At 43.5% G+C, this 22,885-nt stretch carries 19 protein-coding genes; 10 read left to right on the top strand and 9 right to left on the bottom strand.

Annotated elements, in window-relative coordinates; translation table 11 throughout:
* Positions 1–53: 53 nt before the first annotated feature.
* Together bcp and QVA83_RS12350 are read right to left on the bottom strand one after the other, a co-directional pair.
* On the bottom strand, positions 54–518 hold the full coding sequence (bcp, locus tag QVA83_RS12355) for a thioredoxin-dependent thiol peroxidase (protein WP_283635230.1): 465 nt from the start codon (positions 516–518) through the stop codon (positions 54–56).
* A complete protein-coding gene (locus QVA83_RS12350; RefSeq protein WP_156078413.1) occupies positions 496–1,059 on the bottom strand; it encodes a glycine cleavage system transcriptional repressor in 564 nt (187 codons plus the stop codon). Before QVA83_RS12350 ends, bcp begins: the two co-directional genes overlap by 23 nt.
* Positions 1,060–1,237: 178 nt before the next feature.
* Between QVA83_RS12350 and dapA the strand changes: the two genes are divergently transcribed.
* From dapA to QVA83_RS12320, 6 genes are all read left to right on the top strand, one after another.
* Complete coding sequence (dapA, locus tag QVA83_RS12345) at positions 1,238–2,122, top strand: 4-hydroxy-tetrahydrodipicolinate synthase (protein WP_014949660.1); 885 nt, start codon at positions 1,238–1,240, stop codon at positions 2,120–2,122.
* Between the two features lie 12 nt (positions 2,123–2,134).
* On the top strand, positions 2,135–3,238 hold the full coding sequence (gene bamC, locus QVA83_RS12340; protein WP_049588660.1) for an NlpB/DapX family lipoprotein: 1,104 nt from the start codon (positions 2,135–2,137) through the stop codon (positions 3,236–3,238).
* Positions 3,239–3,250: 12 nt separating this feature from the next.
* Complete coding sequence (gene purC, locus QVA83_RS12335; RefSeq protein WP_014949658.1) at positions 3,251–3,964, top strand: phosphoribosylaminoimidazolesuccinocarboxamide synthase; 714 nt, start codon at positions 3,251–3,253, stop codon at positions 3,962–3,964.
* A gap of 188 nt (positions 3,965–4,152) precedes the next feature.
* Positions 4,153–5,028 (top strand): DMT family transporter, encoded by an 876-nt coding sequence (locus QVA83_RS12330; protein ID WP_039227637.1) that lies wholly within the window; start codon positions 4,153–4,155, stop codon positions 5,026–5,028.
* Positions 5,029–5,198: 170 nt separating this feature from the next.
* Complete coding sequence (locus QVA83_RS12325; RefSeq protein WP_014949656.1) at positions 5,199–6,383, top strand: diguanylate cyclase; 1,185 nt, start codon at positions 5,199–5,201, stop codon at positions 6,381–6,383.
* 65 nt (positions 6,384–6,448) lie between these two features.
* Entirely contained in the window at positions 6,449–8,782 is a 2,334-nt protein-coding gene (locus QVA83_RS12320; protein ID WP_156078412.1) for a sensor domain-containing phosphodiesterase, read from the top strand.
* 37 nt (positions 8,783–8,819) lie between these two features.
* Here the strand turns inward: QVA83_RS12320 and QVA83_RS12315 are convergent, their stop codons facing one another.
* Both QVA83_RS12315 and QVA83_RS12310 read right to left on the bottom strand, forming a co-directional pair.
* Complete coding sequence (locus QVA83_RS12315; RefSeq protein ID WP_014949654.1) at positions 8,820–9,917, bottom strand: NADH:flavin oxidoreductase; 1,098 nt, start codon at positions 9,915–9,917, stop codon at positions 8,820–8,822.
* A gap of 330 nt (positions 9,918–10,247) precedes the next feature.
* On the bottom strand, positions 10,248–10,559 hold the full coding sequence (locus QVA83_RS12310) for a hypothetical protein (RefSeq protein WP_014949653.1): 312 nt from the start codon (positions 10,557–10,559) through the stop codon (positions 10,248–10,250).
* 326 nt (positions 10,560–10,885) lie between these two features.
* On the opposite strand from QVA83_RS12310, the gene QVA83_RS12305 reads away from it, so the two are divergent.
* A complete protein-coding gene (locus QVA83_RS12305; protein WP_014949652.1) occupies positions 10,886–11,128 on the top strand; it encodes a DUF2164 domain-containing protein in 243 nt (80 codons plus the stop codon).
* A gap of 82 nt (positions 11,129–11,210) precedes the next feature.
* On the opposite strand, the gene QVA83_RS12300 is transcribed toward QVA83_RS12305, so the two are convergent.
* From QVA83_RS12300 to ubiG, 5 genes are all read right to left on the bottom strand, one after another.
* Positions 11,211–11,948, bottom strand: a complete 738-nt coding sequence (locus QVA83_RS12300) for an SDR family oxidoreductase (protein WP_156078411.1) — start codon at positions 11,946–11,948, stop codon at positions 11,211–11,213.
* Positions 11,949–12,062: 114 nt separating this feature from the next.
* Entirely contained in the window at positions 12,063–12,335 is a 273-nt protein-coding gene (gene yfaE / locus QVA83_RS12295; protein WP_014949650.1) for a class I ribonucleotide reductase maintenance protein YfaE, read from the bottom strand.
* 12 nt (positions 12,336–12,347) lie between these two features.
* Positions 12,348–13,478 (bottom strand): class Ia ribonucleoside-diphosphate reductase subunit beta, encoded by a 1,131-nt coding sequence (gene nrdB / locus QVA83_RS12290; protein WP_014949649.1) that lies wholly within the window; start codon positions 13,476–13,478, stop codon positions 12,348–12,350.
* 122 nt (positions 13,479–13,600) lie between these two features.
* Positions 13,601–15,922 (bottom strand): class 1a ribonucleoside-diphosphate reductase subunit alpha, encoded by a 2,322-nt coding sequence (gene nrdA, locus QVA83_RS12285; RefSeq protein ID WP_014949648.1) that lies wholly within the window; start codon positions 15,920–15,922, stop codon positions 13,601–13,603.
* A gap of 549 nt (positions 15,923–16,471) precedes the next feature.
* Complete coding sequence (gene ubiG / locus QVA83_RS12280) at positions 16,472–17,176, bottom strand: bifunctional 2-polyprenyl-6-hydroxyphenol methylase/3-demethylubiquinol 3-O-methyltransferase UbiG (protein WP_014949647.1); 705 nt, start codon at positions 17,174–17,176, stop codon at positions 16,472–16,474.
* Between the two features lie 302 nt (positions 17,177–17,478).
* Between ubiG and gyrA the strand changes: the two genes are divergently transcribed.
* The 3 genes from gyrA (at position 17,479) to aroA (ending at position 22,709) form a co-directional block, all read left to right on the top strand.
* Complete coding sequence (gene gyrA, locus QVA83_RS12275; protein ID WP_287498506.1) at positions 17,479–20,193, top strand: DNA topoisomerase (ATP-hydrolyzing) subunit A; 2,715 nt, start codon at positions 17,479–17,481, stop codon at positions 20,191–20,193.
* A 145-nt stretch (positions 20,194–20,338) separates the two neighbouring features.
* Positions 20,339–21,424 (top strand): 3-phosphoserine/phosphohydroxythreonine transaminase, encoded by a 1,086-nt coding sequence (serC, locus tag QVA83_RS12270; RefSeq protein WP_069944404.1) that lies wholly within the window; start codon positions 20,339–20,341, stop codon positions 21,422–21,424.
* A gap of 1 nt (position 21,425) precedes the next feature.
* On the top strand, positions 21,426–22,709 hold the full coding sequence (gene aroA / locus QVA83_RS12265) for a 3-phosphoshikimate 1-carboxyvinyltransferase (RefSeq protein ID WP_287498505.1): 1,284 nt from the start codon (positions 21,426–21,428) through the stop codon (positions 22,707–22,709).
* The last annotated feature ends 176 nt before the right edge of the window (positions 22,710–22,885 follow it).

The following is a 22,885-nucleotide window of genomic DNA, read 5'->3' as shown; positions in this document are numbered from 1 at the left end:
AAAAAAGCCCCGAAAACATAATGTTATCGGGGCTTTTTAAATTCTATACCGGTTTAGCTGTTTAGATAATCAAGTACTACGGTGTGGTGTTCTTTTGTTTTGAACTTGTTGAAAACGTGCTCAATAACACCGTTTTCATCCACGAGGAATGTTTGGCGATGAATGCCATCATACTCTTTACCCATAAACTTTTTAGGTCCCCACACACCAAAAGCGTCGGCAACGGCGTGGTCTTCATCAGAAAGCAACGTAAAGTTTAGGTTTTCTTTTTCGATGAATTTAGGCAGGCGTTTAACTGCATCTGGGCTAATTCCTAGCACAACCACATTTTTCGCCGTTAGTTCTTCGTTTACGTCGCGTAAGCCCTGGGCTTGTACTGTGCAACCAGGCGTCATCGCTTTAGGGTAAAAATAAACCAGTACTTTTTTACCTGCGAAATCAGCTAAAGATACGGTTTCATCATCTTGGTTCTGCAATGAGAATTGTGGGGCTTTATCACCAGCTTGTAACGTTTTCATTGGGATCCTTTTTTTGTTTGTCTACAACTTTGCCTGTCACATTTAACGAAGTGAACAGGGACATTAGATCAGATTCTAGTGCGTCTACAATTTCATTAGAGGGAAGAGAAACAACAAATTTGCAGCGCATGTTGTCTTTACCCGATGTCTTGTCTTTAAATGTGCGTTGTCTAAATGCACTTATCATTGCATGACGCTCGGCAAAAAAGCCGGTCACCGCTTTAATCAAGCCAGCTGCATCTTCGCCACTAAACTCGACATTAAAAAGATGGGCAAGGTTTTGCTTTTCGTGATGGCTAGTGCGCTTCATCATAGAAAGCAGGTCAAGACGCTGAAATAGCGAAGGTAAAATACATTCAGCCTTTGTGATAGCGCTTTGCGTTCCTTCTATGATCATGGTCAACGAGAACTCTTTGCCGTAAATGGCTTGCCTGCTATCTAGAATATTGCACTGAGCTTCTGATACCGTCGTTGCAATTTCGCTTAAAATGCCACTTTTGTCTGTCCCCAAGATGGTGACGATAAGTTGGTGTTTCGACATCTACTTCACTTCAATGTTAACAATGTCGGGATGTTAGCACAGAGTTTTTTTATAAGTCAGCGCCTTTTTCTTGCCTTTGAATAAGATATTGTCAAATTCTTGTCATTTTACTTGCGCTATTACTTGTGTTTAAGCACCGACATATTTACCATGTGCGCTCACATTTTTCGGAGAGATTATGTTTACTGGTAGTTACGTAGCACTCGTCACGCCGATGTTCGAAAACGGCGATATTGATTACAAGTCTTTAGAGAAACTTGTGAAGTTTCATGTAGAGCAGGGCACCCACGGTATAGTGTCGGTTGGAACTACTGGTGAGTCAGCAACGCTACCTTTTGATGAACACATCAATGTGGTTAAAGAAACCGTTGCTATGGCATCGGGAGCAATTCCGGTTATTGCCGGCAGTGGCGCAAACTCTACGGCAGAGGCTATTTTTCTTACAGAGCAATTAGGCTCTACAGGTATAGACGGTTTCCTAAGCGTAGTACCTTATTACAATAAGCCTCAACAGGCGGGTATGGTCGCGCACTTTAATGCAATTGCAGACGCTAGTGACTTACCTGTTATTCTTTACAATGTGCCAGGCCGCACCGTAGCCGACATGCTGCCTGAAACGGTGGCTAAATTAGCAACGCACAAAAATATCGTTGGTCTTAAAGACGCAACCGGTAATATCGCACGCCTTAAGGCTACTCAGCCTTTGGTTCCCGATGACTTTGTTTTACTTAGCGGCGACGACGGTTCAAGCTGCGAGTTTATGTGTGAAGGCGGCCACGGCGTTATCTCCGTAACGGCTAACATAGTGCCTAAAGCAATCGCACAAATGTGTGAGGCTGCGCTAGAAAATAATTTTGATAAATGTCGCGATATCGATGAAACCATTAAGTTGCTTCATAGCGAGCTATTTATTGAACCAAATCCAGTAATGCCGAAGTGGGCATTGTATAAAATGGGCATGATGGAAAGCGCAGTTATGCGATTACCTATGGTTTTACCGGAACTATCAAGCCAAAAACGTATCGAAGAACTACTAAAAAAATACGCATTGATTTCTGGTTAATAAGGAACACAGATGAAAAGAACGCTGGCTATAGCAAGTTCAGTAGCGATGGTTGCACTTGCAGGTTGTTCAAGCCAAATAGATAGAAAGACCGCGTCTGGCAGCTACGAATACTTAAAAACTAAAGAACAAGAATCGCTAAAAGTACCTTCTGACTTAGATGCACCTGCTTTTTCTCGTGATTTTGTATTACCTGAGTTAGGTCAAGAGGCCGATTCAAATTTGGTGGGCAAGTCGTTGATGGTTCGCTCGCCAGCATTAGTTTTACCTTTAGTTACGGGTTCTCACATTGAGGAAGGTAAGAGTTCAGCAACCATTTGGTTTGACCAGGTTGACGATAGTCAGCCGCTAAGCCAAGCAATTTGGAACTCGCTTTTAAGTTTCTTAGATGAACAAGGTATTGGTGTAGATAGCTTTAGTCCAGAAGAGAAAGTGCTGGTTACTGACTGGATGGTGATAACTAGAGAAGTCGAAGGTCCTTGGTATAGCTTTATAGATGAAGAAAGCGAAATCGGTCGACGTTTTGAATTCAGCTTAGACGTTAAACCTCACGGCCGTAGTGCTGCGCTTACTGTTGAATTAAAGGACTATATGCAAACATTGGGCAACGACGTGGTTGCAGAAGTCTCTTCAATGGAAGAACGTCGCGAAGAAGTTGAGGTGTTGAACCAAGTTGTTGGTCACTATGAGTACCAAATTCAGCTAGCAGAGACACGAAGAATTGCTCGTATCCGTCAGGGTATCAATACCGAGATGGGCTTTAATGCCGATGGTGACGCGGCGTATATCGTAGAAGCTAAGTATGATGTAGCGTGGCCAAGAATGCTGTTAGTACTGCGTAAGCTTGGTTTTGACGTTAAAGATTTAGATAAATCAAACGGCCTATTATTTGTCACTTACAATGGTGATCAAGGTAGTTGGTGGGATGGTTTATTCTCAAGCGATAAAGAGTTGCTAAAGAAAGGTGACTATCGTTTGAAAGTTGCAAGAGCGGGTGCGGATCGCACGTCAGTTACCTTCATGAATAATGAAAGTGTACCGTTTGAAGCAAATCAGGTTTCCGACCTTTACAGTGCATTTGCTGAGGTCATGTCAGAAGATAACCTTGATATATAACTGAGACTGAGAATGGAAAAACGCGACGAGCTTTACCGCGGTAAAGCAAAAACTGTTTATTACACTGATGATAGCGATAAACTTATTCTTCACTTTAGAAACGACACTTCGGCGTTTGATGGTGAGAAGATTGAACAGCTAGAACGCAAAGGTGAAGTAAACAACAAGTTTAATCACTTTATTATGACAAAGCTTGAAGAAGCAGGCATTGCAACGCAAGTTGAGGCGCTGGTTTCTGACACTGAGTCTTTGGTTAAGAAGCTCGACATGATCCCTGTTGAGTGTGTGGTGAGAAACTTGTCTGCTGGCTCTTTAGTTCGCAGACTGGGTGTGGAAGAGGGCAAAGAGCTTAACCCACCTATTTTCGAGTTTTTCTTAAAGAATGATGCACTTCACGACCCAATGGTAAATGACTACCATATTTTATCATTTGGTTGGGCAACCGAAGCGCAAATTGCTGAAATGAAAGCATTGACCTTCAAGGTTAACAGTGTTTTGAAAGCACTCTTTGATGACGCGGGTATGTTGCTTGTAGACTATAAACTAGAGTTTGGTGTCGACAAAGATGGCAATATCGTACTAGGTGATGAGTTCACACCAGATGGCTGTCGCTTGTGGGATAAAGAAACCCGTAAAAAGATGGACAAAGACCGCTTTAGACAAGGTTTGGGCTCTGTAGTCGAGACCTATATTGAAGTGGCTGAGCGCTTAGGCTTATCGCTTTAAAACTCTCATCAAGTAATAACTAATTTAAAGAGGACCTTTCGGTCCTCTTTTTCGTTTTAGGCAGTTTGACCTGTCTACGTCGTTGTAAAATATTGTCTCTTGCGTTTAAGCATTTACTTTTCGATGCATTACGGGATAAGTTAGTGTACTGCTAAGCATTTTTGCGTTTAAAACTAGGGAGATTCGGTTTGTTGAAAACCTTTGTATTGGTCGCTATTGCCATGATTGCATTTGCTGCTAATTCGCTACTTTGCCGCATGGCTCTTGCTAACACCGATATAGACCCTGCTAGTTTTACTATCTTACGCTTAGCGAGCGGGGCGATAGCGTTGTTACTTTTGTCTTCTTATTTCCTACGTCGCAAAAGTGAGAGCGTGCCTTCTCAAGGCCTTTTTCATGGCCTAAAAACCAACGCCAGCGTACTCGGTGGCATTTCGTTGTTCGTTTACGCTATCTGCTTTTCATATGCCTATATTTCAATGTCCACGGGAACGGGGGCACTTTTATTATTTGGTGCCGTGCAACTCACTATGATTTCCGTAGGGTTGTTCAATGGCGAGCGATTTAAAAAATGGCAGTGGTTGGGGTTTGTGTTGGCATTTTTAGGCCTTGTTATCTTACTGTTGCCTAGCGCGGCAGCACCGCCTCTTTTAGCTGGCGCGGTTATGGTTTTGGCGGGTATGGCTTGGGGCGTCTATTCGCTTTTGGGTAAAAAAAGTAGCTCAGCCCTTTTATCTACATCGGGTAATTTTGTCTATGCCGCGTTTTTCTGTGTTCCTTTGGTTGGTGTGGTTTGCTTCGTGGGCGCAGATAATTTTGTCTTAGATAGCGAGGGTGTTTATTACGCGCTTGCATCAGGGGTGTTTGCATCGGGTTGCGGATACGCTATTTGGTACAGCGCGCTTCCCCTTATCAAATCAACCACCGCCGCGACAGTGCAACTGAGCGTGCCTGTCATAGCATCGCTGATGGGGTGGATAGCGCTTGGTGAGCCACTCACAATGCAGATCCTGGTTGCTTCAATAGCTACGTTGGGTGGCATCTACTTGGTTATAAAAAAATAGCGTTTTATACGCTACGTTTAAAACAGAAAAAGCGTTATTTTCCGCCGTGGCGAAATAGTTCTATAAAGTTTAATGGGGGAGCGTTAACGCATATTTCTAGACTAAAGAGCAATATTTGAATTTTCCAACAGTGCTAACGTAGTAGATCACTAAATAATGGGAACGCAGTTATGAACGCAGAAGATCCAATAACGATAAGAAATCCAGGCAGATTGTTAACGCTAACTTATGTTATTTCGCTTTCAGTGATTGCGGTACTGTCTCTGGTTGTTCACTTCATGTTAGATGAAGTCATTTCAGAGCAGAACAATACTGGCAAAATTGTTAACGTAAGTGGTCAGCAACGCATGCTTTCGCAAAGAGCCAGTATGTTTGCGGTCGATTACTTGCAAACTGGCGCTCAAAAATCAAAAAGACTCTCTATAGCTGCGATTGAGAAAATGAAGCAAAACCATCAGTTTCTGCTAGCACCACATTTTGAAGCATTATCAAAAGGTCAACCCAGCCCACTTTCTGAAGAACTGTATAACCTCTATTTTATGCCTCCCTCTGATGTAGATAAGAAAATAAAGTTATTTGAAGGCGAGATAAGGGCCGCACTTTCAGAAAATGGTAATGTTGGCGCTGTCCAGTTTTCTAACGGAAGTTTGATGTTTTTACAACTCGCAGAAAGCGACCTGCTAACACCGTTACACAACATTGTTGGGCAATATGAAAAAGAGAGTTTGGAAAAAGTAAACGACCTTAGAAATGCACAAAACGTAGTGTTGGGCATCATTATTCTCACCATATTAGTTGAAGCGTTTTTCATATTTCGTCCAATGGTGGCAAAGGTAAGTCGTTTTGCCACTAAGCTCCAGCGAGACGCTAATTTTGATTACCTATCTGGTTTACTAAATCGACGGGCATTTCAGATTGTTTCCCAACAAGCAATAGCGGCTAGTCACCGCTACAAGCGATCGCTGTCAGTGGTGATGATCGATATCGATTTTTTTAAACGTATCAACGACACTCACGGCCACGACATGGGTGATAAAGCGATTAAACACGTAGCAAAAATTTTAAAAATGTCTTCGCGTAATGCAGATTGCGTAGCGCGCATTGGCGGTGAGGAATTCGTACTTTTATTGCCTGATACCGACCGCGCAGGCGCCTTCAAGTTAGCTGAAAAGTTAAGAGATCGAATAAGTAAAAACCCTCTAGATGTGAATGGGAAGTTTATTGATATCACTGTTAGTGCGGGTGTATCTTATGTAAAAGAACATCATGACACTATTGAGTCAGCACTATCGGAAGCCGATGACGCATTATATAAAGCCAAAGAGAGCGGCAGAAATAATGTCCAACTGGCTTAACCACGCTATTGAAAGCGTGTTGCACAATGTGCGCAATTCGACCGTGTTGGATTTAGGAGTGAGTTGTGCGCACACCCCCGACTATTGTAAATGAACATGAGAGGCTAGCCGCACTCAACAAACTGAGAGTGCTCGATACCCCACCAGAAGAACGCTTTGACCGTATTACTCGACTAGCAAGTAGCATTTTTGATTGTAGATTCGCATCCATCACATTTGTCGATGACAGTAGGCAGTGGTTTAAGTCGGCTATTAATCTCGATATGACTGAAACAGAAAGGGATGTCGCCTTTTGTGCCCATGCTATAGCGCAGGACAAAACCTTAGTCGTTCCAGATACTCAAGAGGACCCTCGCTTCAAAAGCAATCCTTTTGTGGTTGGTCATCCTCACATTCGTTTTTACGCGGGTGTTAGGCTGATGATAGAAGGGTTTGCGGTGGGAACGCTATGTGTGTCGGATAATAATCCAAAAATATTCAATTGCGTTCAAATACAGCAATTAGAGCAGCTTGCAAAACTTGTAGAGTCGGAACTACAGCGACAAGAATTCAATGATCTCTCAACTCAGTTGGAAGAGTACCAATTTAAGCTAGCTCAAACACAAAAAATCACCCGTGTGAGGAGCGCTATTTTAGAGAAAGTGGTAAATGCAGAGTCATTGCATACCGTACTCCACGACATTGTGAATGCTATAGAGGCCGAATACACAGATCAAGTTTGCAGTATCCTGCTATTAGAAGATGGCAAGCTGAAAAAGGGTGCTGCGCCTTCTTTACCCGACTTTTATAACGACGCTATCGATGGCGTTGAGTTTGGTGTAGGCAGGGGATCATGTGGAAATACAGCCGCGACGAACTTACCGACCATTGTTGAAGATATCAGTACGCACCCGTTTTGGACCGATTGGAAAGATTTAGCATTGCGCGCTGGTGTATGCTCTTGTTGGTCACAGCCAATACAAGGAGCTAATGGTGACGCTATTGGTACTTTTGCAATTTATCATAGAGAAAGAGCAGTACCGACAGCGGACGAAATGCGCTTAATCGAACAGTTCGCGCATATCGCTAGCATCGCTATTGAAAGAGAGCTGGCGAATCAACTTATATGGAAGCAAGCTAACTTTGATTCTTTGACAGGACTTCCTAACCGAAACCTTATGTTGGATCACTTACAGTTAGCCATTAAGGCTGCCGATAGAGAGAGCGATAAGGTAGCGGTGATATTCTTGGACCTTGATAATTTCAAAGATATTAATGACACGCTTGGTCACGATATAGGTGATAAGCTTTTAATTGAGTGCGCCAGAAGAATAAAGCAGTGTTTGCGTTCAGATGACACCGTTTCCCGATTAGGCGGTGACGAATTTGTCATTATCCTAAACGGCATTAAAGGCCTAAGTTCTATAGAACTGGTCGTACAAAAGCTACTTGGCGAGATCGTAAAACCTTATAGTTTAGAGCTGGAACGTGTGCATACTAGCGCGAGCCTAGGTGTCACCTTATATCCGGACGACGCAAAAGATGTCAAAGGCCTGTTAAAGAATGCCGACCAAGCGATGTACGGTGCTAAAGATCTCGGTAAAAACAACTATCAGTATTATACCCACGACATGCAAACTGCAGCAATAAAGAGAATGACCTTGTTGAATGATTTGCGTTATGCAGTTAAGAACAAAGAATTGTTTATTGAGTACCAGCCAATTGCATGTTTCAGTAGCCAGAAAGTGATGAAAGCTGAAGCGTTACTTCGATGGCAGCATCCCACGAAGGGGAGAATTACACCAGATGAATTTATTCCACTTGCTGAAGAATCTGGACTCATCATTGATATCAGTAATTGGGTATTTAATGAAGTCTGTGCCAATATCAAACAATGGAAAGCCCAAAACCGTCAAGAGCTGCAGGTGAGTATTAATACGTCACCTAGCCACTACTTCAATTTAGAATCTAATATAACTCAATGGTTAAACCTGCTTTTAGACCAGAAGATCTCTGCGCGTTCTATACTTCTTGAAGTCACGGAAAACTTATTAATGGAAGCCAATGAGATGGTGTCCAAGAAGCTTTTCCAGTTTAGGCAAGCAGGCGTTGATATCGCGTTGGATGATTTTGGTACAGGTTACAGCTCTATTTCTTATTTAAAGCGCTTTCCTACAGACTTTATCAAGATTGACAGGAGCTTTGTGAAGTCGATGACTGACGTTAGCAATGATAAGGTGCTGTGCGAAGCTATTATTGTGATGGCGAATAAACTCGGAATAAAGGTAGTAGCGGAAGGTGTCGAGACACAAGAACAATACGATATTCTAAAAAGCATGGGCTGTGATTATGCGCAGGGTTATTTCATTGCAAAACCGCTCAGCAAATCAGACTTTGAGTCCTTTTGGGAGAGGCACTAGCGCAACTTTGCCGCGCTAGTGCTTAATTTAATCGGGCTTAAGACAGCGTTGCTAACGCTTTACCAGAGTATTGCTCTAGTTCGTTGGTGCGGTTTTCTTTTATTTTGTTTGCCCAGTTCGGATCTTGTAGTAGCGCTCTTCCTACAGCAACCAGATCAAATTCGCCAGCGTCTAAACGTTCAAGTAAATCATCGACTGAGCGAGTGCTGGAATCTTGCCCTTTGAATGCGCCGAAGAAGTCGTCATTGAGCCCAACTGACCCTACCGTTATGGTGGGCTTGCCAGTTAATTTTTTCGTCCAGCCTGCAAGGTTTAAATCACTGCCTTCAAATTCGTTTTCCCAATAGCGGCGCTGAGAACAATGAAAAACATCTACTCCAGCTTCACTTAGCGGAAGAAGAAACTGTTCTAGTTCTTGGGGCGTGTGCGCTAAACGAGCGGTGTAATCTTGTTGTTTCCACTGCGAATAGCGCAGTACGATCGGAAAATCGGGACCGGTTGCATCACGTATGGCTTTAATTATTTCAACCGCAAATCGTCCACGATTTTCCATGTTACCGCCCCAACTGTCAGTTCGCTGGTTTGTGCCTTCCCAGAAGAACTGGTCGATTAGATAACCATGAGCACCGTGAATCTCAATTCCATCCATACCGATAGTTTTGGCATCTGCTGCTGCTTGTGCAAAGGCAGTAATCACGGATTCAATGTGTTCAACGGTCATAGGTTCAGCGCCCTGTTTTCCTGGTTTGAATAAACCTGAAGGCCCTGCACTTGGAAGTTCAGGATAAGGCGCTTTTTCCGCTACCCTCGCCATACCCACGTGCCATAGTTGAGGCATAATTTTCCCACCGACACTGTGAACTTCATCTACCACATTTTTCCAACCGGCTAGCGCTTCATCGCCATGGAATTGAGGGATATTTGCATCCATCGTAGCGACTTTATCGTTTACTGTAGTGCCCTCGGTGATAATCAAACCTGTGCCACCTTGAGCTCGGCGTTTATAGTAACCAGCTACATCGTTGGTAGGTACGCCGTTAGGCGAAAATTGACGAGTCATGGGGGCCATAACAATTCGGTTGGTTAACGATAAGTTGCCCTTTGAGTAAGGCTTAAACAGTGCGTTAGCTGCCATTTTTTGTTCCTGATTTCTTTATTGCAATTGGGGCCGTTTGTACTTTCATCATAGAAAATGAAACGCCGCCATTATTATAGAAGTGTTAAACAAGTCATTAAGTTGGGGATTGTTGAGTCTTGATGTACAACAAAGAATAACTGGCTCTAGTATATCCTGCGTGATGTGTTGCAGGAGTAACATGATGGCTACCCAACTAAAAAACTATGGTTGATTCTAGATACTACTGTCGAGTGAGGGCAAGTCAATTTTCAAATGTTGATAGTAAGCCATAAGTAAAAGTGAGCTAAGAGCTCCATATCAGAAGCTCTCTTTCAGATATGAGCAGGCTTAATCTAAAATCTCTACAATTTCCCTTGTGGCTTGAATAAGGCGTACCACTTTGTTTTCAATGCGAACTGTTACTAACCCGTCTCCTCCCAAAGGCACAATGATGCGGGCATGGTTGTAAATATCACGATCTAAACGATTTCCAACGGCTAGCTTTTTTTCCCAACCCGGCGGTAATTCACCTGTTCGTTCATACTTCTTCTCTATACCCGGAGGGAGTGATTTATCTTTATGAGGGTTAGGGTTGGCGCAAGCAGGTAAACTATTTGCTGCTAGTACGGTTGTTATTCCGATAATAGGTAGAACTTTCATTGTTAACCTCGCAAATTACGTGAAAGCGATGCCCCATTTTGATGTAATTATCTACGCAAACTATTGCGATAGTGCTTTGAACAAAAGGGCATGTAGACTCTGCATTAAAATAACTGTTTTTAGACAATCAGCAATTAAAAATAGAGAAGTCTACAAGGTGTATACGAAAATCATACCAGGCCGAGTCTACATGCTAAAAAAATCTAAAATTAGGCGTGCGGTGTGTTAACGTTAAAACGTTTATAATTGCTAACGAGCAAGAAAAACGATAGTTGAGTCTAAAACAAAGAACGTGACATTTTATAAGTGACGAATGAAGGATGACAATGAGCGATATTGCATTTACCCGTGAGGAAAAAGACGCGCTAGTCGCTAAACTGCAACGATATTTTGATGATGAATTAAGCGTGGAACTTGGTCAATTTGACGGAGAATTTCTTCTGGACTTCATTAGTAAAGAAATGGGCGCATCGTTTTATAATAAAGGCGTAAACGACGCGAGAGCCGTTGTAGCATCTCGCTTACAGGTCATTGATGAAGAATTGTATGCCATCGAAAAAGTACTTTAAATTGAGAAATAAATTAAGCCTGCATTTGCAGGCTTAATCATTAGATGGCCAATCAATACCATTACGTTAGAAATGAGCTGTATTAGAGTTCCTGACGGGTAGGTCTGATGATCATTTCGTTTATGTCTACGTCGCCAGGCTGCTCTATGGCAAACGTTACTGCACGTGCAATAGCATCTGCATCGATAGCATCGTCATACATATCATCTGCCATTTGCTTTGAGTCTTTGTGAGAAATGTGGTCAGTAAGTTCTGTCGCCACTGCACCAGGTGAGATGTTGGTAGAGCGAATTTCACCATTTGACTCCCTGCGAATGCCTTCACTTATTGCTTTAACAGCGAATTTAGTTGCGCAATAAACCGTTGCTCCAGGGAACACAACATGACCTGCCACAGAGGAAAGATTGATAATATGCCCGCTTTTTTGCTCTCGCATTTGTCCTAATACAGCTGCTACTCCATACATAACGCCTTTTATGTTTACATCTATCATCTGATCCCACTCGTCAACTTTCATCTCGTCAAGCGGAGCGAGTGGCATAAGACCAGCATTGTTGACGAGCACGTCAATACGCCCATAGGCATCTATGGCCGCTTTCGCAAGCGCCTTGACGTCATCCTTTTTCGTGACATCTACCGTTTGATAAGTAGCTTGGCCACCTGAAGATTCAATTTCATCTACAAGTTTTTTAAGACGGTCTTCACGGCGGGCGCCCAACACTAATTTAGCACCTTTATCCGTAAGCATTTTCGCCGTTGCTTCTCCAAGCCCGCTACTTGCACCTGTAATGATGACAACTTTTCCAGAAACTTCGCTCATAACATTATCCTTACGTTTGATTAGTGTTAAGTTGCTACGTAAAACTATTGAAGTGGATTACTCTAACGCGCAGAAACACTGTGAGAGTGATAGTGAGAGCGATGAATGAAAATTTTACAGCGGTACTTTTATTTTTAGCGGGCATTTAGCCACGCAACAACAAGGAAGAATTTCATCGTCGTCAATGAAGGCGAGGGGATCTGTGGTGTACTCAACTTCGCCTTCAATTAGCTTTGTGCGGCATGCACCACAAAAGCCTTCACGACAATGGTAGTGAATATGAACGTCCGCTGCTTCAAGGGCGTTTAAGATAGTGGAATCAGAAGGGGAAATAATCGCCCCCACATCGACAACGTCGATGCGGAGTGATTTATCGTTGCTGCTCATTAAGCTGTAGTTTTACAGCTCAAAATCAGCAAAGTCGTCTTCGCTCACGGCAGAGTCGATTTGACCAACAAGATAAGAGCTGATTTCAGACTCTTGAGGTGCCACTTGCACGTTGTCTGAATTCAAATAGTTATTCATCCATGGAAGTGGATTACTGCTTATCTCAAACGGGGTGTCTAGACCAATAGCAGACATACGTTGATTCGCAATGTACTCAACGTACTGGCAAAGAATTTCTTTATTCAAACCAATCATTGAGCCGTTTTGGAACAAGTAGTCAGCCCACTGCTTTTCTTGCTCGACAGCGTTCATGAAGATAGCACGCGCTTCTTCTTTACATTCTTCTGCAATTTGCGCCATTTCAGGGTCATCTTTACCCTTAGCCCACAAATTAAGGATATGCTGTGTTGAAGATAAGTGTAGATTCTCGTCACGGGCAATCAAACGAATAATCTTAGAATTACCTTCCATCAGCTTCCGTTCAGCGAAAGCGAATGTGCAGGCAAAAGACACGTAGAAACGGATTGCTTCCAGTGCGTTCACCGAGTTCATGCATAGGTAAAGCTTCTTCTTAAGCTCATACATGTTGATAGTGTGTGCAACACCATTCACTGTATGTACGCCTTCACCCTGTGTCTGCCAAAGCTGAGTGGCGAAAATGAGATCATCGTAATATTTAGAAATATCAGCAGCACGTCGCTTAATTTCGTCATTCACTACGATATCTTCGAATATTTCGCTTGGGTCTGAGAACAAGTTTCTCAAAATATGGGTATACGAACGTGAGTGAATAGTCTCGAAGAAAGACCATGTTTCAACCCAAGTTTCTAACTCTGGTAGTGAAATAATAGGCAAGAACGCGATGTTCGGGCTACGGCCTTGCACCGAATCTAACAGGGTTTGGTACTTAAGGTTTGAAATAAAGATGTGCTTTTCTGGGTCGGTCAATTTTTGGAAATCAACACGGTCGCGAGAAACGTCAACTTCTTCAGGGCGCCAAAAAAAGCTAATTTGCTTCTCAATAAGCTTTTCGAATATGGCATGCTTTTGCTGGTCGTAGCGTGCAACGTTTACGGGGTTACCGAAAAACATCGGCTCGATCAATGGATTAGTACTTTGCTGATTAAACGTAGTGTATTTCATGATGGCCTAACTAAAAACTTAATGATTAACGCGTATTATTGTTTGTGTTCTTGCTGCGAAACGTTAATGGCAAATGCAGTTAACTCCTTTTATGCATTTGCCATTTAAAGAGGGGGCGTGTTCTAAATCTTACACGCACCACCTGCACAATCATCATCTTCCTCTACAACCACTTCTTCTTGACGTGGCATAGGCTCGCTCGCTTTAGCATCGAGAGCAGATGTGTCTGACGCGCCGTCGCGAGTGTTATGATAGTAAAGTGTTTTAACACCCAGTTTATACGTAGTAAGAAGGTCCTTAAGAAGAAGCTTCATTGGTACCTTGTTACCTTCGTAACGGCTTGGATCGTAGTTGGTATTCGCTGAGATAGTTTGGTCGATAAACTTCTGCATGATACCAACAAGTTGTAGGTAACCATCGTTTGAAGGAATATCCCAAAGTAGCTCGTATTGGTCTCTTAGCGTTTCGTACTCAGGTACAACTTGCTTAAGAACACCATCTTTACTCGACTTAATGCTGATAAAACCACGCGGTGGCTCAATGCCGTTTGTCGCGTTTGAAATCTGAGAAGACGTCTCTGACGGCATTAATGCTGACAGCGTAGAGTTACGCAAACCGTGAGTTTTGATTTCTTCACGAAGTGCATCCCAGTCGTAATGAAGTGGTTCATTACATACGCTATCAAGATCTTTCTTGTAGCTATCAATTGGCATGATGCCTTGAGAATAGGTGGTTTCGTTAAACTTAGGACACGCACCTTTTTCTTTCGCAAGATTGTTCGACGCTTTAAGTAGATAGTACTGCATTGCTTCGAACGTGCGGTGAACTAGACCGTTCGCGCTGTGATCAGAATACTTAACGCCATTTTTAGCAAGGTAGTATGCAAAGTTGATAACACCAACACCTAGCGTACGACGTCCCATCGTAGCATTATATGCAGCAGGAACGGGGTAGTCCTGGTAGTCAAGCAGGTTATCTAGCGCACGTACTGCAAGGTCAGACAACTCTTCAAACTCGTCCAGTGACTTAATCGCACCTAAGTTAAACGCTGACAGCGTACATAGTGCAATTTCACCGTTCTCATCATTAACGTGCTGAAGCGGCTTAGTAGGTAGCGCAATTTCAAGGCACAGGTTGCTCTGACGAACTGGTGCAACTTCTGGGTTAAACGGGCTGTGCGTATTACAGTGGTCAACGTTTTGTAGATAAATACGACCTGTGCTTGCACGCTCTTGCATGAACAAGCTGAATAGCTCCATGGCTTTAATTTGCTTTTTGCGGATGCTGTCGTCGTTTTCGTATTTAACGTATAGCTCTTCAAACTTCTCTTGGTCAGCGAAGAATGCATCGTAAAGACCTGGAACGTCAGACGGGCTAAATAGTGAGATATAGCCGTCTTTCATCATGCGCTGGTACATTAGTTTGTTGAACTGAACGCCGTAATCTAAGTGACGTACACGGTTTTCTTCAACACCACGGTTGTTCTTAAGCACTAACAGTGATTCAACTTCCATATGCCAGATAGGGTAGAACAGCGTAGCAGCGCCACCACGAACACCACCTTGTGAACAGCTTTTAACGGCTGTTTGGAAGTATTTGTAGAACGGAATACAACCCGTATGGAATGCTTCACCGCCGCGAATAGGGCTACCTAGTGCGCGTATACGGCCTGCATTTACACCGATACCAGCGCGCTGGCTTACGTATTTAACAATGGCACTTGCCGTTGCATTGATTGAATCTAAGCTGTCGCCGGTTTCGATAAGTACACATGAGCTAAACTGGCGAGTAGGCGTACGTACGCCAGCCATAATAGGTGTAGGCAATGACAGCTTGAATGTTGAAGCGGCATCATAGAAGCGGCGGATGTAGTCCATACGCGTCGCTTTATCGTAATTTGCGAAAAGGCATGCCGCCACTAAGATATATAGGAACTGAGCACTTTCGTAGATTTCACCTGTAACTCGGTTTTGAACCAGGTATTTACCTTCGAGCTGTTTAACTGCAGCGTAGCTGAAGTTCATGTCTCGCCAATGGTCGATATACGAGTCCATTTCAGCGAATTCTTCAGGCGTGTAGTCTTCAAGCAGGTGCTTATCGTATTTGCCCATATCAACCATTTTACCTACATGCTCAAGTAGGGCAGGCGGCTCAAATTGACCATAGGCTTTTTTGCGAAGGTGGAAAATGGCCAAGCGCGCAGCCAGGTATTGATAATCTGGCGCATCGGTAGAAATAAGATCTGCCGCTGATTTGATCAGGGTTTCATGGATCTCGCTAGTATTGATACCGTCATAAAACTGGATTTGTGCCTTGATTTCAACTTGTGAAACTGAAACGTTTTTAAGTCCTTTGGCTGCCCATGTCACGACTTTGTGGATTTTCTCTAAGTCGATGGACTCTTTTTCACCGTTGCGTTTGGTGACTAATAAGTTGTTGTTCATGTTACTGGCCGTTTGTCTGTTAGCGCTTGATGCGTGGGCTATGTAATGCCCATTTTCATTTTTAATTTATTGAGTGTGAGTGAGATTATCACCATTGGCTCACGCCAGATAACAACACACACGAAAGCGGCCTAAACCAATACCGAAAGTACAAAGTAGAGACTGCTCATTTAATTTTTTCACTGCATTTATATTTTCAGCGAGGTTGATGTCACACACTGCATATGGCATTGCCATAATCTCGTTAGCGATCTGTGCGATCCCAGAAAATCTGCATTGGGATCACGTGCTGAATTAAACACAAGATAGTGAGGTTTTAGTCTTAATGCAACCCAATATCTGGTGGTATTTCAAGCACTCAATCTGGCATGAAATTTATGTTAGTAACAACTAACTTTTTAGCGTTCTACAAGCGTAAAATATCTGGATTGCAAGCATTTTTAATTATTTCTTCGACATAAAAATTAATTTATTCTTAGAAAATAGTTTTTATATAAACACGATATATGGTGTTTAAAATATCGCCGCAACCCAATATATAGTGTTAAATTAATTTTGCGCTACTGTATATAGTAAGTAGTTAACGTCGACATTATTCGCAGAGAGATAAAAGCCTTGAGAAATTGGGTCCATGTGTAGACCTGTCATATCTCGAGGCAGCAAACCAGCATGATCGGTCATCGCCATAAGTTCAGATGGTTTGATGAACTTACTGTGATCATGGGTGCCTTTTGGAACCAGTTTAAGGATATATTCCGCTCCTACGATCCCCATCAGATACGACTTTAGGTTTCGGTTAAGCGTAGAAAAGAAAACATGGCCACCAGGCTTAACCAACTTAGCACAGGCCAGTACAACAGAAGCAGGGTCGGGTACATGCTCTAACATTTCCATACAGGTTACCACGTCGAACTGTCCTGCATTTGCTTCTGCGAATGCTTCGGCAGTTGAACATACGTAGTCAACTTTTACACCTGATTCTAAACCGTGCAGCTTCGCTACTTCTAACGAGGCTTCTGCCATATCTAAACCTGTTACCGTCGCGCCTGCACGCGCCATAGACTCTGCTAAAATACCGCCACCACAGCCAATATCGACGACTTTTTTGTCAAACAGGCCTTCACTGTGTTGATTAATGAAGTCTAAGCGAAGTGGGTTAATAAGGTGCAATGGCTTAAATTCGCCTTCTGGATCCCACCAGCGTGAAGCGAGTTCAGAGAACTTATTGATTTCTTGTTGATCGACGTTCGTCATGAGTAAAACAATCCTTAATCTATCTCTTTTTAAGATATCGTAAATCGAGGTTATGTTTCACTGTTTTTAAACAGAAATAGACAAATTATAAGAAGGGTCGAACGAAAAATAATCGCTTGCCTTTTAGTTGATTAATAAGCGTAATTAAGCGCTACATAATTCTGTCATCAAGTGGTACACTCGAAGCACGATTATGACCCACATAATAATAACAGTGCGCTCCCACGCCTTGTTTTCACAATGATGTGAAGCGAAGTGCTGGATAACGCAGAACAAACCAAGATAAAGGGATTAAGCAGTTTATGTCTGATAACGCTAAAGAAATCCTCCCCGTTAATATTGAGGAAGAGTTAAAGAACTCTTACCTTGATTACGCGATGAGCGTTATTGTCGGGCGAGCCTTGCCTGACGTAAGAGATGGCTTGAAGCCAGTGCACCGTCGTGTGCTGTTCGCAATGAACGAACTGAAAAACGACTTTAACAAGCCATACAAAAAATCTGCCCGTGTGGTAGGTGACGTAATTGGTAAATATCACCCTCACGGTGACTCTGCAGTTTACGACACTATTGTTCGTATGGCCCAACCGTTCTCACTTCGCTATATGCTAGTAGACGGTCAAGGTAACTTCGGATCGGTAGACGGCGACTCTGCTGCTGCGATGCGTTATACCGAAGTTCGCATGGCTAAAATTGCGCACGAGTTACTTGCCGATTTAGATAAAGAGACCGTAGATTTCGTACCTAACTACGATGGTACAGAGCATATTCCTGAAGTATTACCAACGAAGGTGCCTAACCTTCTTGTTAACGGCTCATCGGGTATTGCGGTTGGTATGGCGACGAATATTCCGCCACATAACCTTTCCGAAGTGATCAACGGCTGCGTAGCGTTAATTCAAGATCCGTCTATTACCATCGACGACTTGATGACACATATCCCAGGTCCAGATTTCCCAACGGCAGCTATGATCAGTGGGCGCAAGGGAATTGAAGATGCGTATCGCACAGGTCGCGGTAAAATTTATCTTCGTGCTAAGGCGGAAATTGAAACTGACAGCAACGGTAAAGAAACCATTGTTGTTAACGAGATCCCTTACCAGGTTAACAAAGCGCGTCTTATTGAAAAGATTGCTGAACTGGTAAAAGAAAAGCGCATCGAAGGCGTTTCTGCACTGCGAGACGAGTCTGATAAAGACGGTATGCGCATTGTTATCGAAGTTAAACGCAACGAATCTGCTGAAGTCCTACTTAATCATTTATACGCGAATACCCAGCTTCAAACGGTATTCGGTATTAACATGGTTGCGCTTGATAACGGTCAGCCTAAGGTATTCAACCTCAAAGAAACGCTAGAATGCTTTATTCTTCACCGCCGTGAAGTAGTAACACGTCGTACTGTTTTTGAATTACGTAAAGCCCGTGACCGTGCTCACATTCTTGAAGGTTTGGCGATAGCGCTTGCGAACATCGACCCAATTATCGAGTTGATTAAAGCGTCACAAAGCCCAGCAGACGCCAAGAAATCGCTTGTAGCACAAGGTTGGGACTTAGGTGATGTAGCGCAAATGCTTGAGCGTGCAGGCGATGACGCTGCACGCCCTGATTGGCTAATGCCAGAATTTGGTATTCGCGACGGCAAGTACTACCTGACAGAACAGCAAGCGCAAGCTATTCTTGACCTTCGCTTACACAAGCTAACGGGTCTTGAGCACGAGAAGATCCTTGAAGAGTACAAGCAACTTCTAGAGATCATCGCAGAACTTCTTCACATCCTAAATAGCCCAGAGCGCTTGATGGAAGTGATTCAAGAAGAACTTGAAAAAGTACGTGATGAATTTGGTGATGAGCGTCGTACTGAAATTACGGCAGCAAGTCACGATATTGATATTGAAGATCTTATAGAGCAAGAAGATGTTGTAGTAACGCTTTCTCGCGAAGGTTATGTGAAATATCAAAAACTTACAGACTACGAAGCACAGCGTCGTGGTGGCCGTGGTAAATCAGCAACCAAGATGAAAGATGAAGATTTCATCGAAAGATTATTGGTAGCGAATACCCACGATCACATACTTTGCTTCTCAACCCGCGGTCGCTTGTACTGGTTGAAAGTATATCAGTTGCCGTTTGCTAGCCGTAACGCGCGCGGACGCCCAATTGTTAACATCCTACCGCTTGAAGAAAACGAACGTATTACTGCTATTCTTCCTATTAAAGAGTTTGAAGAAGGCAAGTTTGTACTTATGGCGACGGCAAACGGTACGGTTAAAAAGACTGACCTGAGCCTATATTCTCGCCCACGTTCAAGCGGTATTATCGCCGTTAACCTGAACGAAGGGGATGAGCTGATTGGTGTTGATATCACTCACGGTGATGACGACATAATGTTGTTCTCTGATGCAGGTAAAGTGGTTCGCTTCAACGAGAAGCTTCGCGACAGCGAAACCGGTGAAGTTAAGCGCGACCCAGAAACAGGTGAAGAGCTTCTGGCACTTCGTCCTATGGGAAGAACAGCCACAGGTGTTCGCGGTATACGTCTGCAAGATGGTCAAAAAGTAGTATCACTTATTGTTCCTAAAGGCGACGGCCCAATCCTGACAGCGACAGAGAATGGTTTCGGTAAGCGTACTCCGCTTGAAGATTACCCTGCTAAGAGCCGTGCGACACAAGGTGTTGTATCAATTAAGGTGTCTGAGCGTAATGGTAAAGTGGTTGGCGCGGTTCAAGTAGACGAAACCAATGAAATTATGCTTATTAGTGACCAAGGCACACTGGTTCGTACCCGTGTAGGTGAAGTGTCAGTAGTAGGCCGTAACACACAAGGCGTTCGCTTAATACGTACAGTAGAAGGTGAGCACGTTGTAGGGTTACAACGCATTGAAGAAGTGGAAGAGTTACAAGAATTCGATGAAGACGGTAACCTAATCATTTCAGACGATGCGCCAGAACAAGCAGAAACTGCTGTTCAAGAGCAAGAGAACACCGCAGAAGACGGTGACGGCTCAACGACAGAAGAGTAGGGATAAGGCGCAGGTATTCATACTTGCGCATTATCAGTGTTCTTTCAAACAAGCGGCTTAAGCCGCTTGTTTACCTAATAGACCCGCAAAACGTTCAAAACAAAGCGAGTTAAACGGTAATTATCTACAGGTGTTGAAAAACGCGATGAAAGAGGTTTTTAATTTTAGTGCTGGCCCGGCTATGCTTCCAAAAGAAGTCATGGAAAAAGCACAATCAGAATTTACAAATTGGCGCGATCTAGGCTGCTCTGTAATGGAAGTAAGCCATCGTGGTAAAGACTTCATTGAAATAGCGGCAAAAGCTGAGCAAGATTTGCGAGATTTATTGTCCATTCCTTCCAACTACCATGTGCTGTTCACGCACGGTGGTGGGCGTGGGCAATTTGCCGCTGTACCACTCAACTTATCCAACGCTAACGATACCAGTCTTCACCTAGTCAGCGGTTCTTGGTCTAAAGGTGCCGTTGACGAAGCAAACAAATACAACCACGCCAAAGTGGTGGGTGAAGTGTCTGAAAAAGACGGCTGTCACTACGTTGCGCAGCCTCAGCTGAGCGAGATTGATCAATCTGCCGCGTATTACCATTTCTGTCCAAATGAAACCGTTGATGGAATCGCTTTTGATTGGCTACCAGAGTCGGGCAAGGTTCCGCTGGTTTCTGATATGTCTTCGACTTTATTGTCACAGCCGTTAGATGTAGCAAAGCATGGCGTTATATACGCTGGGGCACAAAAGAATATCGGCCCAAGCGGCTTATCAGTTGTTATTGTTCGCGAAGACCTGGTTGGCAAAGCACGTAAAGAAACGCCGTCTATCTTCGATTATGCATTAGCGGCAAAGTCTGACTCTATGTACAACACACCGCCAACGTTCTCATGGTACTTAGCGGGGCTTGTATTTGAATGGCTTAAAGATATGGGCGGCGTTGACGCTATGGCTAAACGCAATGCTGAAAAGGCGGCGTTATTATATTCAGCCATCGACAGCTCTGACTTCTATTCAAGTAAAGTTCACCCTGACAACCGTTCAAAAATGAACGTGCCGTTTCATTTAGCCAATTCTGAACTTGACGGATTGTTCCTTAAACAGTCACAAGAAGCAGGGTTACTTGCTCTTAAAGGGCATCGTTCAGTAGGGGGCATGCGTGCCAGTATTTATAATGCAATGCCAGTAGAGGGCATTGTTGCGCTAGTTGAATTTATGCGCGAATTTGAAAGAGTGAATGGATAAAATGGAGCAGTTAACATTAGACCCGATTGCAAAAGTATCGGGAGAGGTCAATGTACCTGGCTCAAAAAGTCTGTCTAACCGCGCACTACTACTAGCCGCGTTAGCTGAAGGTGAAACTGAATTAACTAACTTGCTTGATAGCGAAGATATTGAGCATATGCTTAATGCACTCACTAAATTAGGCATTAACTATCGCTTGAGCGAAGACAAAACGCAATGCGTTGTACAAGGTAACGGAGGCGCGTTCAACGTAGCTGAACCCTTAGAGCTTTTCCTAGGCAATGCCGGTACAGCAATGCGACCTTTGTGCGCGGCACTTGCTGCTAGTAATGTCGACACAGTACTTACCGGTGAACCACGCATGGAAGAGCGTCCAATTGGTGATTTAGTGGATGCGCTGCGCGAAGCTGATGCTGAAGTAACCTATCTCAAAAACGAAGGTTTCCCGCCGCTTCAAATTAAAGGTAAAACTTTAAACGGTGGCGAAATGTCGGTGGACGGCAGTGTATCTAGCCAGTTTTTAACAGCCCTTTTAATGGCTGCGCCGTTATTTTCTGGTGATGTGACTATTCGCATAAAAGGTGAGTTGGTTTCTAAGCCTTATATCGATATAACGTTAGATACCATGGCGAAGTTTGGCGTTACTGTTAAAAATGATAACTACCAAACGTTCACGATTTCTGGTGACGCTAAGTATATTGCGCCGGGTAAATTTATGGTTGAAGGCGATGCATCGTCAGCATCTTACTTCCTTGCAGCCGGTGCCATTAAAGGTGGGACGGTACGCGTAACCGGAATTGGCCAGAACAGCATTCAAGGTGACATTCGTTTTGCTGATGTACTTGAGGCCATGGGTGCAACGGTGGTTTGGAACGATGAGTATGTTGAAATAACGGGTGCGCCGCTTAAAGGCGTGAACATGGATATGAACCATATTCCAGATGCGGCCATGACCATCGCGACTACGGCATTGTTTGCTGAAGGTCCAACTACCATGACTAATATTTATAACTGGCGTGTTAAGGAAACAGACCGTCTTGCGGCTATGGCCACCGAGCTTCAAAAGTTGGGTGCGAAAGTGGAAGAAGGGAATGACTATATTAAAGTGTGGCCGACTGACTCGCTAAAACATGCTGAGATAGACACGTATAACGACCATCGCATTGCCATGTGCTTCTCGCTTGTTGCGTTAAGCGATACTCCGGTAACAATAAACGATCCGGGTTGTACACGTAAAACCTTCCCCGACTATTTTACCCGCTTTAAAACTTTATATAGCGCGTAAAAGCCTTGTATAAATAAGTCACAGGTTAATGAAGGGCTACGTAGGTTAACTCTTTAGTTGCTTCGTTGATCTGAATCAGATTTATCCTAATGTACAATGCCGTCACTAAGAGGCGGCATTGCTTATCTTGCACTAAAGCGTATAATTATGCGCGATTTTTTAGTAATTTAAACGAT

This window comes from Alteromonas sp. AO-Serp (genome assembly GCF_017849675.1).
GTDB classification, from domain to species: Bacteria; Pseudomonadota; Gammaproteobacteria; order Enterobacterales; family Alteromonadaceae; genus Alteromonas; species Alteromonas macleodii.
This window is presented reverse-complemented; position numbering and strand designations above follow the sequence as displayed.